This window comes from Paraburkholderia fungorum (assembly GCF_046027215.1).
GTDB lineage: Bacteria > Pseudomonadota > Gammaproteobacteria > Burkholderiales > Burkholderiaceae > Paraburkholderia > Paraburkholderia fungorum_D.
Map to the genome: position 1 here is coordinate 1,251,187 of NZ_JAQQEN010000002.1, position 18,075 is coordinate 1,269,261.

Annotated in this window: 13 protein-coding genes; 4 read left to right on the forward strand and 9 right to left on the reverse strand. The window is 61.6% G+C overall.

The features are described from left to right. The first annotated feature begins 139 nt into the window (after positions 1–139). Positions 140–2,869 carry a winged helix-turn-helix domain-containing protein gene (locus PQR27_RS26225; RefSeq protein WP_408526522.1) on the forward strand — a complete coding sequence of 910 codons (2,730 nt, stop codon included), beginning with the start codon at positions 140–142 and terminating at the stop codon, positions 2,867–2,869. A gap of 87 nt (positions 2,870–2,956) precedes the next feature. Here PQR27_RS26225 and PQR27_RS26230 read toward each other — a convergent pair whose 3' ends face one another. The 3 genes from PQR27_RS26230 to PQR27_RS26240 all read right to left on the reverse strand — a co-directional run bounded on the left by PQR27_RS26230 (position 2,957) and on the right by PQR27_RS26240 (position 5,709). Next, the gene (locus PQR27_RS26230; protein ID WP_408526523.1) at positions 2,957–3,322 is read right to left on the reverse strand and encodes a response regulator; all 366 of its coding nucleotides are present in this window, start codon (positions 3,320–3,322) and stop codon (positions 2,957–2,959) included. A 44-nt stretch (positions 3,323–3,366) separates the two neighbouring features. Then, the gene (locus tag PQR27_RS26235; protein ID WP_408526524.1) at positions 3,367–4,005 is read right to left on the reverse strand and encodes a response regulator transcription factor; all 639 of its coding nucleotides are present in this window, start codon (positions 4,003–4,005) and stop codon (positions 3,367–3,369) included. 321 nt (positions 4,006–4,326) lie between these two features. Beyond that, a complete protein-coding gene (locus tag PQR27_RS26240) occupies positions 4,327–5,709 on the reverse strand; it encodes a sensor histidine kinase (RefSeq protein WP_408526525.1) in 1,383 nt (460 codons plus the stop codon). A 446-nt stretch (positions 5,710–6,155) separates the two neighbouring features. On the opposite strand from PQR27_RS26240, the gene PQR27_RS26245 reads away from it, so the two are divergent. From PQR27_RS26245 to PQR27_RS26255, 3 genes are all read left to right on the forward strand, one after another. Beyond that, positions 6,156–8,912, forward strand: coding sequence for a winged helix-turn-helix domain-containing protein (locus PQR27_RS26245; protein ID WP_408526526.1), 2,757 nt, complete (start codon positions 6,156–6,158; stop codon positions 8,910–8,912). A gap of 343 nt (positions 8,913–9,255) precedes the next feature. Beyond that, complete coding sequence (locus tag PQR27_RS26250; RefSeq protein ID WP_408526527.1) at positions 9,256–11,553, forward strand: PAS domain-containing sensor histidine kinase; 2,298 nt, start codon at positions 9,256–9,258, stop codon at positions 11,551–11,553. Positions 11,554–11,681: 128 nt separating this feature from the next. Then, positions 11,682–12,074 (forward strand): DUF3331 domain-containing protein, encoded by a 393-nt coding sequence (locus PQR27_RS26255; RefSeq protein WP_408526528.1) that lies wholly within the window; start codon positions 11,682–11,684, stop codon positions 12,072–12,074. Positions 12,075–12,122: 48 nt separating this feature from the next. On the opposite strand, the gene PQR27_RS26260 is transcribed toward PQR27_RS26255, so the two are convergent. The 6 genes from PQR27_RS26260 to PQR27_RS26285 all read right to left on the reverse strand — a co-directional run bounded on the left by PQR27_RS26260 (position 12,123) and on the right by PQR27_RS26285 (position 17,857). Continuing rightward, positions 12,123–13,592: an alginate export family protein gene (locus PQR27_RS26260; protein WP_408526529.1), complete on the reverse strand. Its 1,470-nt coding sequence runs from the start codon at positions 13,590–13,592 to the stop codon at positions 12,123–12,125. Then, positions 13,589–14,542, reverse strand: coding sequence for a VOC family protein (locus tag PQR27_RS26265; RefSeq protein WP_408526530.1), 954 nt, complete (start codon positions 14,540–14,542; stop codon positions 13,589–13,591). Before PQR27_RS26265 ends, PQR27_RS26260 begins: the two co-directional genes overlap by 4 nt. A 36-nt stretch (positions 14,543–14,578) precedes the next feature. Continuing rightward, complete coding sequence (locus tag PQR27_RS26270) at positions 14,579–14,815, reverse strand: DUF1427 family protein (RefSeq protein ID WP_408526531.1); 237 nt, start codon at positions 14,813–14,815, stop codon at positions 14,579–14,581. Positions 14,816–14,840: 25 nt separating this feature from the next. After that, positions 14,841–15,248, reverse strand: coding sequence for a DoxX family protein (locus PQR27_RS26275; protein ID WP_408526532.1), 408 nt, complete (start codon positions 15,246–15,248; stop codon positions 14,841–14,843). A 13-nt stretch (positions 15,249–15,261) separates the two neighbouring features. Continuing rightward, positions 15,262–17,139, reverse strand: coding sequence for an amidohydrolase (locus PQR27_RS26280; protein ID WP_408526533.1), 1,878 nt, complete (start codon positions 17,137–17,139; stop codon positions 15,262–15,264). A 91-nt stretch (positions 17,140–17,230) separates the two neighbouring features. Beyond that, complete coding sequence (locus tag PQR27_RS26285; RefSeq protein WP_408526534.1) at positions 17,231–17,857, reverse strand: hydrolase; 627 nt, start codon at positions 17,855–17,857, stop codon at positions 17,231–17,233. Between the last annotated feature and the right edge of the window lie 218 nt (positions 17,858–18,075).

Here is an 18,075-nt window from a genome sequence, read left to right on the forward strand (position 1 = left end):
TCGAGGTGGTTGGGCGTATGATTTCGTTGGAATCCATAGTGTCCCGGCGCGACGTCACGCAACATCCCCCTTACAGGGGAACGCGATTGCATGAACGGGGAATGGCAGCCAGGGTCAACCCGAACGCCCGGAGCTATTGATGCACGTGATAGAAGCGCCGTCCCCGATCAGGCCGCCTCTCTTCCTCGCAACCAAGGTGTTTCCGCCGCGCCTGCCCGCCGGATTGATAGACCGGCCACGCCTGCTCTCTCTCGCCGGGAAGGTGGAAAACAAACGGCTTACGGTCATCAAGGCGCCCGCCGGTTTCGGCAAGACATCGCTGGCGCTCACATGGCTCAACGGGCTGAATGCAAGCGGCGCCTATGTCGCGTGGCTGTCGCTCGACACGGAGGACGACGAGCCCGCGCGCTTCTTTCATCATCTGGCGCAGGCATTGCACAACGCCTGCACAAGCGTCGGCGTGTCCGCGGTCAGCCTGACCACCGAGGCGTCACTCGTGCCGGCGCACTCAGTCGTGTCGACGCTGATCAACGAACTCGTCGAAGTCGATGACGAGGTCTATCTGTTCGTCGACGACTATCACCTGATCAGCCTGACCGCCATTCACGACGCCATGTCGTATTTCATCGTGAACGCTCCGTCGAACGTGCATGTCGTGGTCTGCACGCGTACCGATCCACCGCTGCCGCTCGCCAACCTGAGAGCGGGCAACGACCTGCTGGAAATCGACGCGTCGACACTGCGTTTCAACTTCGACGAAACGCGCAGCTTTGTCGAACACGAATGTCCAGGCGAGCTGCGCACTGCCCGCGTCAAGTCGCTGTTCGCGAGCACGGAAGGCTGGGCCGCGGCGCTGCGCATTTCTGCCTCAGTGCTATCGCGTGACGAAGGCAAACCGGATTGGGACGTGAGCGCACCGTCCGGCGCCTCCCGGCCGTTCGCCGCTTACCTCGAGGACATGCTCAAGCGTTTGCCGGCCGAGATGGTCGAGTTCATGCAGCGCACGTCGATACTCGACCGCCTGACGGCGTCGCTATGCGAAGCGGTGACCGGCATGGCGGCGGCACAAGGCATGCTGGACACGATCTCCGCACGCCAGTTGCTGCTCGACCCGCTCGATATCGACGGACGCTGGTTCCGCTATCACCATCTCATGGGCGAGTACCTGCATCGGCGGCTCGAAACCCAGCATCCCGATCAGGTGATGGACCTGCATCGTCGTGCGTGCCGGTGGTACGCCAAAGAGGCGCGCTGGACAGACGCCGTCAAGCACGCGATCGCCGCGGGCGATACGGAAGACGCCGTCTCCCTGATGGCTCACTGCGCGATGGCGCTCGTCACGAAGGGCGACCTGCTTACGCTGCTCGGCTGGCAACGGCAGTTCCCCGCGCATCTGATGCGCGGGCAGGTCACAATCACGCTCGCCATCGCCTGGGGGATGGCGCTTGCGATGCGTTTTGGCGAAGCGCTCGCGATACTCGATCAGATCGAGCGAGACACGGCTACGGGCTCGAGCACCACCGCCGACAACATCCGCTGGGAGTGCCAGGCGATCCGCTCGGTGGTGGCCGCGCTGCAGGACGACGCGCCGCGCGCGCTGGCGATCGCACAGGCCTGCCTTGAACGGCCGTCTACAGACAGCTGGACCACCAACGTCGTCTCCAACGTCGCGCGCTTCGCGCACTGGAAAGCAGGCAACCTGCAAGCGCTGTACGCGACACCGTGGATCCCCTATTCGATCGAGGAAGACCAGCGCAACGTGTTCGCCTCGGTCTACCGGCTATGCCTGCTCGGCCACGCGGAAATGCAGCAGATGCACTTCGCGCTCGCCGAGCGCTATTTCACCGAGTCGATCCAGCTCGCCGAGCGTCATGCCGGTCCGAAATCCATCTCGGCCGCGTTGTGCGCGCCCATGATTGCGCAGATCTGGTACGAGCAGGGACGGCTCGACGAGGCGGAAGCGTTACTGGTCGATCTCATGCCGGTGATCGACCTGGCGGTCCTGCTCGATAGCACCTTGATCGCCTACCGTGTGCTGGTCCGGATCGCGATCGCGCGTTCTGACGCCGAGCGGGCCTATGTGCTGCTCGATCAGGCGCAGACTCTGGGTTACGCACGCCGCTGGGACCGGCTGATTGCCGGCGTTCTCGTCGAGCGCGTGATGCTCTATCTTGCTGAAGGCAGGGTGACAGAAGCGTCGGCATGTGTGGTTCAACTCGATCAACTGGCGGGCGCCCATTGCCCCGCTGAGCATGCAGTCTCGCCGGAGATCGAAACCTACCGAGCGATCGCGGTCGCCTGGGTGGCGATGGCCCAGAACCGGACAGAGGAAGCCCTCGGGGCGTTGGCATCCGCTTTGCAAGGCGTTGAAAGCCGGCACGGCGACTATCTCGCGCTGCGCCTGCGCATCGTGATCGCGCTCGTCTGGTTGCGTGCGAACAACCAGCCCCGCGCCGTCGAAATCTTTCGCGAGGTCCTGGGCGCCAATAGCGGCATCTATCGCTCGATTCTCGATCAGGGGCCCGAAATCGGGCCGCTCCTGCAGGCGGTTCGCGACGACACGCGTTCCACCCCGCAGACGAAGGAAATCGTCGCTTACATCGATCGGCTGCTGGACGGCTGGCGGGCGCTGTACGAGCCCGTCACGCCGAGGCGCGACATGGAGCGGGAGCCGTTGAGCGCGCGGGAGCGCAGCATCGTCGAGCTGATTGCCCAGGGGCAGTCGAACAAGGAGATCGCGCGCACCCTGGGGATTGCGCCTGAAACCGTCAAGACTCATGTCAAGAACGTCTTCGTGAAACTGGACGTCGACAAGCGCGCACACGCGGTTTCGCGCGCGCAGGCACTGGGTCTGGTCGCGAACGGCTAGCGCACGTCTTAACGCGTGGTCACCTCGATCCCCGGCATAAGCCTGTTCTGGAATTCATGGCATCGCATCGCGAGCTGAGGGCCGTTATCAGGCGATGCCATCCAGCATGTCCAGCAACGCATTTCCATCGACAGGTTTGCGAAAGAAACCTAATGCGCCTCTGCGCAGGTAGTAGTCTTCCGTATGCTCGCTCGGCTTGCCCGTGATAATGATGACCGGCGTGGCTGCGCCTGAATGAACCGTTCTATCGAGCACCTGAATGCCGTCAATGGGCCGCATCCCCAGATCGGTAATGACGCATACGAGACCCGTATAGCCGTCCGCAAAAAAATCCAGAGCGGATTCGTAGGCCCGTGTTCCGTACCCGCCAGAGGCCAGCAGGTTTGCCAGAGACGTCAGAACCCGTCGGTCATCATCAATGACGGCAACGGTTCGAGCCGGCGGCGTGGACATTTTTTTCTCCGGTCATCGAGTCCAACACCGAATTGGCGTTGGGATCAGGCGCAGAAAGTGGTTATGGGCGACGTTTCGAGCTGCAGTTTTCCCGCCTGCCTGACCAGCGTGGCAAACGAATCCGCTCGCATCTTTCTCATGATGTGGCCGCGATGTACCTGCACCGTGTATTCGGTAATCCCAAGTACTGCCGCCGCCTGCTTGTTGAGCAGGCCGCGGGCGAGCAGCGGCAGGAGCTCCTGCTCACGAGGCGTCAGCGTTTGATAAAGCGCATGGAGCATCGCCGCATCGTCCGCCTCCTTGCGAAGAACCTGCGCCCTCGCGAGCGCCGCGGCAACCACGCGCATCAACTCATCTTCGTCGAGGGGCTTGGTGAGGAAGTCAACCGCCCCACCCTTCATGGCGAGGACCGTGGAAGGCACGTCGCCCTTTCCAGTAATGAAAATGACGGGAATCTGCGAGTCCGTACTGACGAGCTTCTGAACTTCCAGCCCGCTCATGCCTGGCATTCGCAAATCCAGAATCAGACATGAAACACTATTTTGACGCGGTGTTTCCAGAAATTCCCTGCCAGAATCGAATGCGCGCGCATCTCTTCCGTTTGCGCGCAGCAGCGAGGTGAGTGCTTCTCGCACCCGCCTGTCGTCGTCGACCACATACACCACCTCACTTGCGGATTTCATGCGCCTTCTCCATTGCCTGGTGAAAACCCAGTCTGACGTCGGCACAGACGGTCCACGCTAATCTCGTTGAATGTTGTTCTTACGTGGTCCTGCCGACAAAAAAATTATAGCCGCCGGAGTCGTCGCCCGGAAGAATCGGCAGCCGTGTTCTGCATTACATAAATATGTAATATCACGGCCCGAGATGAAACTGTAGGCTTGGAGGATGTCTGGATACAGCGCGTTGCTATCGGGCCAAAGCAAGGCCAAAGCAGGCCCAAAGCAAGGCCGAAGCCGATCACGCTGATTGCCGGAGGCGGCTGACGATACCGTCAGCTATCGTCAACGTGAGGTTGCGCTCGATCTCTCTATCGGAAGGCTGAAGCTGAAGGTCACGCCGCGGGACACATTGCGCACGGCCCCAATCCGGCCCGCGTGTGCTTCCACGATCGACTTGCAGATTGCCAAACCCATGCCCATGCCTGTTTTCTTTGTGGTAAAAAATGGCTCGAAGATCTTCTCGAAGTTCACCTGCCCCGCACCGTGATCTTCCACATCCACCACCACATTGCCGGCATCGCGACGTGAGCGGATCACCAGCAGCCTCGGTCGTTCCTCCGTTGCCGCTAACGCTTCGATTGCGTTGCGCACGAGGTTGACGATCACCTGTTGAATCTGAACCGCGTCCGCGCTGATCTTCGACACGTCTTCGCCGAGGATTGTCTCGAGCGAAACCGCGTTCTGCTGGATGTCGTCGGCCATCAGCGTGCATACCTGAAGAATCAGCTTATTGACATCGAGATCAATCTTTTGCGGAGCCGTGTGCCTGAAAAGAGCGCGAATGCGGCTTACCACGTCTGCCGCGGCATTCGCGTCGCGCACGACCTGCTCGGCCGAGTATCTGGCTTCGTCGAGCCTGGGCGGCGTTGCAGCGAGCCATCGCACGCAGGCCTGCCCATGCGCCACGATAGCCTGGAGCGGCTGGTTGAGTTCGTGGGCAATGGAGGCGGAGAGTTCAGCCACGGCCGCGAGCCGCGATGCCTGCGCCAGCTTCTCCTGCGCGTCGCGCAAGGCCTTCGACAATTCCGCGCCGTCCTCGATATCGACATCGAGGCCGAAGAACTTCATCACTTGCGTGCCGGCTCCTTCGGTACCGCGGTGCTCCCGAACATGCTCGACGTCGAGCCCTGCGAGCAGGTCCGGCTCGGCCAGTAACTGCTGGAGGAGTGCAACGAGATGATGCCGCACGCTTTCAGAACGGCGCGCGCCTTCCTCGATAGCAACGGCGAGTTCCGCCCACCGCGGCTGCCGGTATTGCTCGCCCAGATAGGCCCGCACAACGATCTGCGCAATGAAATCGAAGTGGTCGACCAGATACAGCGAGACGTCGGCCAGAAGTTCTTTGGCAATACGCTCGTCCAGCTCGCCGAGCGCGATGTAGGTGCTCCAGATTTCCCGCAACCCCAGGCGCAATGCCTGCAGATGGCTTTGCAGCGGCACGCGTTGATGCTCACGTCGCTGGCTGATTTCACGAAACAGGTCCATGTCCTGCGCCGCAGGGAGTTCCCCCGACAGCAGCGTCTCGAACCAGACTTTGGCCGACAGTTCGACCGATTCGCGAACGTCCTTTTGCACCGCCGGTGCGAGCAACCTGTATCCATCCATCTGCGTCAGTATCGCCAGCGTGCGTTCGACGACATGCGTCAGATCGGCTGCGATCGACACGGTTTTTTCCCGCAAGTAATCGCTGATTCTTGGAGCTTTGGCTAACACGAATAGATACCCATCAATAACGGACGCACGATTTCGAAAGACAAGGAACACCGGCGCAATGGCTTACGTGGCCTGTACGGCCGCCCGCCCGCCGGTTCCTGCCGGACGCCTGCAAGGGGATTCGACGCGGCGTATCATGGGGCGAAAAATGAGTCGGTCCTGGCGAGCCGCCAATGAGCCGCCTGGCAGTGATCTGCAGGCGCGTTGCCCCTGGCCCGGGGCACGCTTCAGTTTCAATCCGGTGTACGTATGGTCGCCTGGCGCGACGCGGCCTACCATCCCCTATATTGGGGGAGGCTCACCATCCCCCGACACGGGGGATGCGCTTCAATAAACAGGGGATGGCGGCAAGCACGCCGCCAATAATTGGCTGGCTCAATACAATGGGTGACTGAAACATGCGTGTGATTGGAGAGACATCCGCGAGCGAACTGCACCTTTTCCTGGCAACGAAGATCGCTCCGCCGCGCGTGCCGGTGGATCTGATCGCGCGTCCGCGCCTCGCCGGCCTCGCCGGGCGCGCCGCGAACACACGTCTCACCGTGATCAAGGCACCCGCCGGATTCGGCAAAACTTCGCTGGCGCTCAGTTGGCTCGACCGGTTGCGCGCGAATGGTGCATTAGTGGCGTGGCTGTCGCTCGACGCAGAAGACGATGACCCGGCGCGCTTCCTCAACTATCTGGCGCACGCGTTGCAGCATGCCTGCAACAAGGTCGGCGCCGCGGCCATCAGTCTGACTGCCGACGCCGCGTTCGTCCCGTTACACGCCGTCGTTTCCACACTGCTCAATGACCTGGTCGAAGTCGATGATGAGGTTGTCCTGTTTCTGGACGACTATCACCAGGTCAGCCTGCCAGCCGTACACGACGCGATGTCGTTTCTGATCGAAAAGGCGCCGCCTCATGTGCATGTGGTCCTCTGCAGTCGCACCGATCCACCGCTGCCGCTCGCGAGGCTGAGAGCAGGAGACGAACTGCTGGAAATCGACGGGTCGGTGTTGCGTTTCGACTTCGATGAAACGAGGTGCTTTGTCGAACGCACATTGCCCGGCACGCTGAACGCTTCGTACATCCAGACGCTCTTTGCGGGCACGGAGGGTTGGGCTGCGGCGCTGCGCATCCAGATGTCCATGCTATCGCGCAAGGATGGCCAACCGGTTCTGGAGCGTCATGCGCCATCCGGTACGTCGCGGCCGTTCGCCGCCTATATCGAGTACATATTCGAGCGCCTGTCCCCCGATATGGTCGGGTTCATGCTGCGCACGTCGATACTCGACCGGTTGAGCGCGCCACTCTGCGAGGTGGTAACAGGCCTGCGCACGAGCCAGCCTATGCTGGACGAAATTGCCGGAGGCCAGTTGCTGTTGCAGGCGCTCGACTCCAACGGCCAATGGTTCCGCTATCACCCGCTGATGAGCGAGTACTTGCGGGCCCAGCTCGACGCACAGCACGCCGACGAAGTGGCGGAACTGCATTGCCGCGCGTGTGCGTGGTATGCCGACCAGGAACTGTGGACGGAGGCAGTCAAACACGCGATCGCCGCGGGCAGCACGGATAACGCGATTCGTCTGATGGAGCGGTGCGCGATGGCACTCGTCAAGAAAGGCGACCTGCTCACGCTGCTCGACTTGCAGCGCCGCTTTCCCGCCGGTCTGGCCGGTGCGCAGGTGAAGGTTACGCTGGCGATTGCGTGGGGAATGGCGCTCGCCATGCATTTCGAAGAGGCGCTCGCGATGCTGGATGTAGTCGAACATGATCTCGCGTCCAACGCTGGCGCCGAAGCTAAAGACATCCGGCGGCAATGCCAGGCGATCCGCTCGGTCATCGCGGGACTGCAGGACGATCCTGAGCGCGCGCTCGCTATCGCCGAACCATGCATCGAGTGGCCGACCACCGATATCTGGACCACCAATGTGGCGTCCAACGTCGTGCGCTTCGCCCATTGGAAGGCCGGCAATCTCGAAGCACTTTACGCAACACCGTGGATGTCCTACTCAACCGAAGAAAATCAGCGCAATCTGTACTCTTCCGTCTACCGGCAGTGCCTGCTGGGACATGCGGAAATGCAACAGCTGCACTTCGGGCTTGCCGAACGGTATTTCACGGAATCGATGCAACTGGCCGAACGCCATGCCGGTCCCGATTCGATCTCAGTGGCGCTATGCGCACCGATGATCGGCCAGATATGGTACGAACAAGGCCGGCTGGACAAAGCTGAAACGCTGGTTGCCGGGTTGATGCCGGTCATCGACGTTGCGGTCCTGCTCGATAGCGTGTTAATTGCCTATCGTCTCCTCATCCGGATCGCCGCCGCGCATTCGGACGTGACGCAGGCGTACGCATTGCTCGATCGGGCCCAGGCGTTGAGTTGTGAACGTCACTGGGACCGCATGACCGCCGCCGCCCTTGTTGAACGCACACGGCTATACCTTGCGGAAGGCAGGATGGTCGAAGCGGCTGCGTGCGTCGCGCAACTCGATCAGATGGCGGACTCCAACGCCCACCCTTCACGTTCCATCGCGCTCGAAATCGAGAACTATCGTGCACTCGGGGCGGCCTCTGTTGCCGCGGCCCAACAGCGGACCGAAGAAGCCAGCGCGGTGCTGGGCGCCGCGCTGCAGAGCGCCGAACAACAACATGCCAATTTCCTCGCGATACGCCTTCGAACCATGCTTGCGCTGGTCTGGCTGGCGGCGAACGAACGCGCCCGTGCGATTGGGATCTTTCGCGAAGTCCTGAGGGTCGCCGCGCCCGCAGGCGTGTACCAATCCATTCTCGACGTGGGGCCGGACATCGGATCACTGCTGGACGCCGTTCGTGAAGACGCGCGGCACACGGGGAACGCGGAGCAGACGGGGCACTCGAACGAGTTGATCGCCTACGTCGATCATCTGCTCGACGGCGCGCGGATTCTCTATCAGCCTGACGGCCACCGTCGACGCGATACCCTGCGCGGGTCGCTGAGTTCAAGGGAGCGCGAAATCGTCGACCTGATTGCGCGCGGACAGTCGAACAAGGAAATCGCAAAGGTGCTCGGGATTGGCGCTGAAACCGTCAAATCTCATCTGAAGAGCGTCTTCATGAAACTCGGCGTCGATAAGCGCACTCAAGCTGTTGCGCGTGCGCGGGACCTCGGTCTTGTGGGTTCAGACTAGCCGCATGTCGAAGTGAGCGACATGAATATGTAATGGCGCCATCCGGTTCAAACTTTTAGATTAGTCTTTTTTCCTTATCTTTTTCCTGAGCTACCTGACTGGCAGTTCCTGAAAAGGTACCCATTCGCAATGGTATGACCTATCTCCATTGCCTCGTAGTCAATTCGTGCCATACCGATGCGCGCGCGGTGCGCGCGATCATACCTCGCGGTACGACACGAAATAGCCATCAACCCTCCCCGCTCACTTTGCTAGCTAGTGACCTTTTCGCCGGAAAATCCCGGCATTGATGTGAAAATGTGGAGTATCACTGTCCAATACGTTGACGAACTCCGAGGTTGACATGCCTACCGTGTTGATACCACGCTCGTCCCGGGTTGCCGCCCTCAGCGTTGCCATAGCCGGCGCGTCAGCAGTGGCAGGGTTGCTCGAACCGGTCACAGGCTGCCTCGTACTCGTACTGGTTGTTCTGGTCACGCACTTTTTCGACCGCAGCTTTGGGCGTCTCGCCGCGGGTTTCGCCTCGCTTGGGATCGCCGCAACGATGTTGACTGCCGGTCACCCTCCTCTATCCTTCGGCTCGATTGGCCGTTGCGCCATCGGCATCGGCGCGGCATGGCTTTGTGCCGAACTGGTCTCCCGACGCTCTCGGCACATCCGGCAGCCCGACGCAACGGCCCACTCGAAGGATGATGATGTCGATCTCGAGGTTCGACAGGCGCTGACGGCAAGCAAGTCGAGAGAGTTGATCCGCGAACGGGAAGCGCAACTGAACTGGCTGACCGAGAATGTTCCCAGCCTGCTCTGGCGGACGGACTCTCATGGCCGCCTGGAATATGTGAACAAAGGCACTGAGGACTACACCGGCCTACGGCTCGAAGATCTGAGAGCGCGCGGCTGGCTTGACCTGGTGCACCCGGACGACGCTGCTTCAACCCTTGAGGTCTGGGAAGATTCCCTCGCTAGCGGGAGACCTTACGACTCGGTCCATCGGTTCCGCGCGGCAGACAATACGTATCGCTGGTTTCAATGCAAAGGCACGCCCATGCGGGATGCCAGCGGCGACATCGTGAGCTGGTATGGACTTTCGACGGATATCCACGAGCGGCAGCTGGCTCAGGAGGTTCTTCGCACGGAAGAGCTTAATTTGCGAAGACTCGTAGACGTATTGCCCGCGATGATCTGGCGAGCCACACCAGAAGGAAGAGTCGACCGATGGAGTCGGCAAATGCTCGCCTTCATGGGAGCGGCCGAGGAAGAATTCGACGGAGAAATGTTACTTCGCCGCATCCCGGAAGCAGACCGTCTTCGGGTCCGCTCGCGCTGGCGGCAAGCTGTCCGGGAAGGTGCGTCCTATCAGGACACATACCAGCTTGCAGGCGCCGGTGGAACAGTGCGCTGGTATCTCGCTCGCGGCGAACCGTTTCGCGACGAAAGCGGACAGATCCTGCACTGGTTCGGCGTATGTACGGACATCGACGACCTCAAACAAACGGAAGCAATGCTCGAACAGCGGGAGCACCAGCTACACGAACTGATCGAGACCATCCCCGCCATGCTCTGGAGCAATGACCCACAAGGGGGGCTCACTTATATCAATCGGAAAATCATCGAATTCGTTGGCCTGGATCTTTCGCAGCTCGCGGGCGTCGGCTATCAGACGACCTGCCATCCTGACGACCTGGACGCCATGATTCAGGCGTGGACACACTCGATCGAGACTGGCGAACCCTACCGCCACGCTGCCCGGCTTCGCCGAAAAGACGGGGTTTACCGGTGGTACCAGCACACGGGTGAAGCAATGAGGGACTCCGACGGCAACATTGTCCAATGGTATGGACTCAGTCTTGATATTGACGAACGCAAGCGTGCAGAGGACCGGCTCAGACACACTCAGGCTGAACTTGCACGGGCAACCCAGATTGCCACGGTCGCAGAACTCTCAGCCTCCATCGCGCACGAACTCAATCAACCTCTCACGTCCGTTATCGCCAATGCGCAGGCTTGTAATCGGTGGCTCGCAGCGTCCCCGCCCAATTTGAATGAAGCCCGGACTTCCGCGGAAAGCGTCGTTCGGGATGCCCATTCCGCCGACGAGACGATGAAAAGCATCCGCGCGCTGTTCAAGAGCCAATCATTCGAGAAGCGCAAGCGTAACGTGAAAGATATGGTCCTCGAATCCGTGCGGCTGCTACGGCAGGACGAAACCAGGCATACCGCCGACATCGACCTCGATTTGCCTGATGGCCTGCCACTGGTGTTCGTCGACCAGATACAGATTCAGCAGGTCCTGCTTAATCTGATCACGAACGCCATAGAGGCCACGGAAAACTCGGGGCGCACACCGAGGATTCTCATTACCGCAAGGGGGCGTCACGACGGGTCCGTGCTACTCGAGGTGATCGATAACGGTTCGGGCATCGAGGGTGGCGACAGCATATTCGACGCATTCGTCACGACCAAGAGCAAGGGAATGGGTATCGGGCTTGCAGTGTCGCGCTCCATTATCGAAGCGCATGAGGGTTGTCTGACTGCGGCCAATAATCAGGGCTACGGATCAACCTTTAGCGTCGTCCTGCCAGTCCCGAGCGATGACGCCGCACATCCGGACGTCGAGATCAGTGGAGCGACCAATCGCTGAGCCGGCATGGTTCTGGAGGGTGAATGAGGGACCCCCTCCACAATCATGTAATAGCGGGCCGCCAGTCTGCTACCTATTATCCAGTCAAGGTCGAGGGTTAGCTCTAACGAGAATCGAGGAACCGCATCATGCAAGCTCCCTTTGAAGCAGACAGAACGTGGCAGTCAACCATGGCGCTTCTCTCGAACGAAAGCGAAATACACGGACCGCCTGTGTCCAGTTGCTTCCGCCCGAACGACTGCGATAGCGACTTCCGCAAATGCGTCATCCGGATTCTCGAGCGCTGCGGGCGGACCTCGGCAACGGTCGCATGGAGCGACGCGACGTCCTGCTGCTACGGCGAACAGCATTGGCGGCGCTGCGTTGCGAAGAAAGCCGGGGTTTGCGCCCTGAGTGGCCAGGCCATTGCGAGGGGCAATGCCGTGTATCGACCCAAGCGGGTTCAACCCGCACCACGAAATATCGAAGCGATGATTCTGGCCACGGTCCTCGAAGCGGCCTCTCTGGAAGAAGGCTTCTGACCCCTCAGATCCAGTCGAAGCGTTGAGCCGGCTCTCCCCGCTCATCGGTCACCATCCGAACTTCGCTTCGACGCCCACATAGTCCGCATTGCGTGCCCCTAGCGCGCGGATCGAATCGCCGACTTCGAAGTGCACCGCTTCCAGCGCGAGCGCGACGTTCGGGCTGACGAGCCAGTCAGCGCGAATCTGCGCATACATCCCCGTCCAGCGGGTTCCCTTTCCCGCCGTGCCGGGCACCACGGCCATCCCCTGACCGTAGATCGCATCGGCTGTCGTCGCGCGCCACTGGAAACCGAGTGCCGTCAGTAACGTGACCTTCGGCGATACCTTGAAGGTGATCGACGGCTTCACGTGAATCAGGTTGCTGTAGCCGGTGTATCCCGCCAGCGTGAAGTAGTAGCCGTTTGGAAACAACGGATTGAAGGTTTCGACGCGTCCATCGCCCGGGTGTCGATCGCCCGATGCGCCATCGATCTGCAAACCGACACGCGGCGAGCCCGCCACCGTGGCGAGCGTATAGCCGCCCAGCACCCCGAACGCCCACGCGCCGATGGTGTCGTTGCCAACGTGCCCCGTCTGCACCATCGATTCGGCATCCCAATCGAACGGCGTGACCTTGCCCGCGTACCGCACGTCGAATACATCGCGATGCTCGGTGCCTTCCGCATCGAGAAAGCGTGCGTTGTCGCGGTTGTAGCGCGACCAGTACGCCGACAGATCGCCCGGCCCTGTGTTCGCACGTTCCACGCGCACGCCACTGAACGTGAGATGCCGGTTCGACACATCGTCGAAGGCCGTGACGTCGCGATTCTGTACCGGCTGCGTCATATAGCCGATGAAGCGCCATTTGTCGATTTCATAGGCGGCCCACAGCGCGTCGTACGCCTGACGCACGTTCGGCCCGTCGCGAACCGAGACGAACCGTTGCAAGTCGAACGCCATCTCCTGCCGGCCGACGCGTGCCTTGAACGTGCCGCTGCCTACGCCATAGACGAACGCGACGAACGCCTGCTCGATGTCGAGCGGATTCTTGTCGACGGGCGAAACGGCATCCTTGCCGAAGGGCCGCGCGTCCTCGAGTTGAAAAAACGCCTGCACATGCATGCCGATGCGCGCATCGGCATGCACTTCGGCGCGCTCGATCACGTAGCTGTCGGGCCGCGCGGTGCCGAGCCCGAAGAGTGGCGTGTTGTTCAGTTCGAAGCGTTCACGCAGGGTCGCGCCGAGCGACAGATAGGTCGACGGATCGTTGCCGGGCGAGATGTACTTGAGCGCATCGAGCGGCTCGCGCGGCACGCACGGATTGGCCAGCGCCGACCAGTCTTCCTGCCAACGGTTGAACGACAGCGCCGACGGCCGCTTCGCGGTGCATTGAGGCGCAACGGCCACGCCGGCAGCCGCATCCGCCGCGTTATCGGCGGCGAACGCGTTCACACCCTCTGTCCATCCGCACACCGCGAGCGCGGCGCAGGCAGCCGCCTTCGACGTCGCGCGCGTAAGCGAGCGACGCAGCATCATTTCGTCAGTTCGTGAATCTCGGCGACGTAGCCGCCGGGAAACTCGACCATTGCCGTACGCCCTTCAACTGTCCTGTTCGCCGGCGACAGCACCTTCACGCCGACGCTCTGCGCCTTCGCGAGCGTCGCGTCGAGATCGGCGACCAGATAGCCGGTCACCTCGCGGCCGAACGGATAAGGCAGCTTGCCGTCGGTCACGAACACGAGCATGGTGCCGAAGCCGGACGTGATGCGCACGCGCCGGATCGTCTCGCCGGGCCGGCCGATTTCGCCGCCGTCCGCCTGGCGGTTGTCGGACATGACCTTGCCGTGCGAGAAGCGTACAAAGCGCCTGATGAAGTTATCCGCGGATTGCGCGGACACATAGACGCGATTGTCGGGCACCGTCTCGAGCGGACCGTACGAAGGCGCCTTCGTATGCCAGTACAGTTGCATGTTCAGGCCGCCGGGCCACTGGATCAGCGCGTCCTTGCCGATCGGATCGTCGAACGTATCGACGATCACGTCCGCGCCCGCGGCGCGCGCGGCGCGCACGGCCTTGTCCATGTCGGTGACGAGGTAGCCCGTGCGCTCGCTGCCGAACGGATACGGTATCGGCGTCTGGAACGCGAACACCGACAGCATGCCGACAGGCGTCTGCACGTATTGCGAAGCCGTCTTGCTTGGCGTCGGCGTAACCGTGAACACGGCGCGCGGCGAAGCCTTGCCGCCAAACGTCGCGACAAAACTGTCGACGAACGCGTCGATGTCCTGACTCGCCACATAAACGTGCGTCGTGTCGTATTGCGGACCGACCGACACAACAGGCAGGCTCTTGCCCAGATTCTGTTGATCGGCCCCGGCGAAAGCCGGCGAGGCGCCCAGCGCCATGCCGAGCGCTGCGACCGACACAATCGACATGATCGACACGACAGCGTCCCGCAATAGTCGAATCATCCTGACACTATTCATAAAACAGCTCCTTACTGGTAGTGAATACCGCAGCGCCTACCGATCCTCGTTGCATAACGGATTCGGCTTGTTGCTGGCAACGGGTGGCGCGCTTTGCGTTTGCGCATCGGGCGTGCGTATGCGCGCCTGCACGAACGGAATCGCATGCTCGCCAATCACGATACCGAGCAGCCCGGCGAGCGCGATCAGCGGCGGCGCGGGCGATTGCACGCGCACAAGGTAGTACAGGAGACCGACCACGAGGCCCGCTCCCAGTGAGATCAGATATGGCATGATTCAATCCTCTCGCGCCGTGCGCTCAGGCCTGCCGTTGCCCAGACGGACGCGGGCGCGGCGCAATCCGGTAGCGCCCCGCACCGCCGATCGCGATCGTTCCGAACAGGATCAGCAGCATCCACGCGAATTGCGCCTGGTCCAACGTCCATTCCCGATGCACGAGACCCAGCGCGACCACGCAGACCAGCATGATCGGCAGCGCGGCAAGCCGCGTCGCGATGCCCGCGATCATCAGCAGCGGGCACACCACCTCCGCGAAGATCGCACAGCCTAGCGTCAGCGTCTTGCCGAGATGCAACGGGTCTTCGATCGCCTCGAGCTGACTCGCGTAGTGGGTTGCCTTCGGCAGTCCATGCACGAGCAGCAGGAGCACGCTCGCGGTGACGCGCAGAAACAGCAGCGCCACATCGGGAGTGAGAAAACGCTTCATCGCCTGCCGGCTCCTAGAACGCGAAACAACTGCAACCGAGCGCGCCCCAGAACGCGTTCGCGTCGCCAGCGGGCACGTTGCTGCGCCATGCCCATGAATGCGCGTGACGATGCACACCGCACAGGTTCACGCACGCGTCGTTGCACGACTGCACGAGCGGCGCCGCGGGACGATAGCGCGCATAGCCGCCGTACTCCGCGACGGGCGACCACGTGGGGCTAACGGGCAGCGCAGGCGGGCCGAACGTTTCGAACTCTTCGGCCGCGTAGACGATCCGTCCATTGACCGCCGTCAGCACCGAGGTCAGATGCTTGATGCCGTCTTCTTCCATCGTGAAATAGTCGTCGCTCAGCACCGCGAAATCGGCAAGCTGGCCAGGCACGAGCGCGCCCTTCTTCGTCTCTTCATTCGAGAACCATGCGCTACCCACCGTATAGCGGCGCAGTGCCTCCATGCGATCCAGCCGGTCCTGCGCGGCGTACATCAGCGTGCCGCCCACCGTGCGCCCCGAAACAAGCCAGTACAGCGAAACGAACGGATTGAAGCTCGCGACGCGCGTTGCGTCCGTCCCCGCGCCGACCGGCAGCCCGGCCGCGAGCATCTTCCGCACAGGCGGCGTATGCGCGGCAGCTTCGGCGCCATAGCGGGAAATGAAGTATTCGCCTTGATAGGCCATCCGGTGCTGCACGGCGATGCCGCCGCCCAGCGCGGCAATGCGGTCGATGTTGCGCGCCGAAATGGTTTCGCAGTGGTCGAAGAACCAGCGCAGGCCGTTGAACGGCGTGTCCCGGTTGACACGTTCGAACACGTTGAGGAAACGTTCGATCGATTCGTCGTACGTTGCGTGCAGCCGGAACGGCCAGCGGTTTTGCACGAGCAGCCGCACAACGGCTTCGAGTTCGCTTTCCATCACGTCCGGCAGATCCGGACGCGGCTCCAGAAAATCTTCGAAGTCCGCGCCGGAGAACACGAGCATCTCGCCTGCGCCGTTCATCTTCAGAAAATCGTCGCCGTCACCCGGTTTGGTGACCTTGACCCACCTCGCGAAGTCCTCGATTTCCTTCTTCGCGTTCTGCGTGAACAGGTTGTACGCGATTCGCACGGTCAGCTCGTTACGCTTCGCGAGTTCCATGATGACGGCGTAGTCGTCGGGATAAGACTGGTAGCCACCGCCTGCGTCGATCGCGCTCGTCACGCCAAGGCGGTTGAGTTCGCGCATGAACTGGCGCGATGAATTCAACTGGTCGTCGAACGGCAGCTTTGGTCCTTTGGCGAGCGTCGCGTACAGCAGACCCGCATTCGGACGCGCGATCAGCATGCCGGTCGGATTGCCGCGGCGGTCGTGCTGGATCTCGCCGCCCGGCGGATTCGGCGTATCGCGGTCATAGCCGACCGCACGCAGCGCGGCAGCATTCAGCAGCGCGCTGTCGTAGAGATGCAGGATGAAGACGGGCGTATCCGGCGCGATCGCGTTGATCTCTTCAAGTGTCGGCCCGCGTTTTTCCGCAAACTGAAGTTCGTTCCATCCACCGATAACACGCACCCATTGCGGCGCGGGCGTGCGCGCGACCTGCGCGCGCAGCATCTCGAGCGCGTCGTGCAGCGAGGGCACGCCATCCCAGCGCAGTTCGAGATTGAAATTCAAACCGCCGCGAATGATGTGAAGATGCGAATCGTTGAGACCGGGAACGACGGTGCGTCCCTTCAGATCGATGCGGCGCGTGGACTCGTTCGCCCATTGCATCATGTCGTGGTCATTGCCACTCGCAACGATCTCGCCCTTCGCGATGGCGAGCGCCGTCACGAACGAACGCCTGTCGTCCTGCGTCGCAATCTTGCCGTTATAGATCACCAGGTCCGCAATGCGGCTGGGCTTAGTCGGTGCGGTCATCGTCGCTCTCCGTGATGGTTGGTCAGACGCGTTTCACGCGCGACGACAAACGCGTTGCGCGTGAAAGGATGGCGTGAGGCGATCAGCCCGGTTAGCTCGCGTGGCCACCGAGAATCTGCTTCGCGTAGCGCACGCCGATGCCATACGAGGTATGCGCCTTGAAAATCTCCATGCAGCCTTCGTACGTTTCGCCACGCGCCCAGTCACGTTGCAGTTCGCACAGGAACTGCACCGACGTCAGCGGCACCGCGCCCGCCTGGATGACGCGCTGCACGGCCCGCTCATGGGCTTCCGCGGTGATGTCGCCGCAGGCGTCCGTCGGCACGTAGATCTCGAAGCCTTCGGCCAGCATCTGCACCGTCGGGAAAGCGACGCACACTTCCGTCCACAGGCCCGCGATCACGATTTTCTTGCGGCCCGTCGCCTTGATCGCGTCGCGAAAGCCCTTGTCTTCCCACGAGTTCATCGACGTGCGGTCGATCGGCCTGGTCTGCGGAAACACCGCTTGCACTTCCGGCAGCAGTTGGCCGCTGAAGGTATCGGCGGCGACCGTCGTCAGAACGGTCGGCACCTTGAAGAGCTTCGCGGTCTTGGCGAGTATCTGGACGTTGTGCAGAATGGTGGTGCGCTCATGCGAGTGCGTGCCGAAGAACATCTGCGGCTGATGATCGATAAGCGCGAGCGCGCACGTGTCGGGCGTCAACAGTTCATAGGCCATGAGTAGCTCCAGTTTGCGAGAGTGCAAGGACCCGCACGGTCGCACGAAGGCCACCATGTCAGCGTCCGGTTAGTGGATGGGTCGATTCGATGTTGCATCGGCGAGGCGGATGCGAACGGCTTTCCGGCGCAGCTTGAGCGCGAGTTTCACCATGCCGCAATGGCACTGCGACAAGATATAGCCTGGCACCCCGCCGGGACATTACATATTCATGTAGT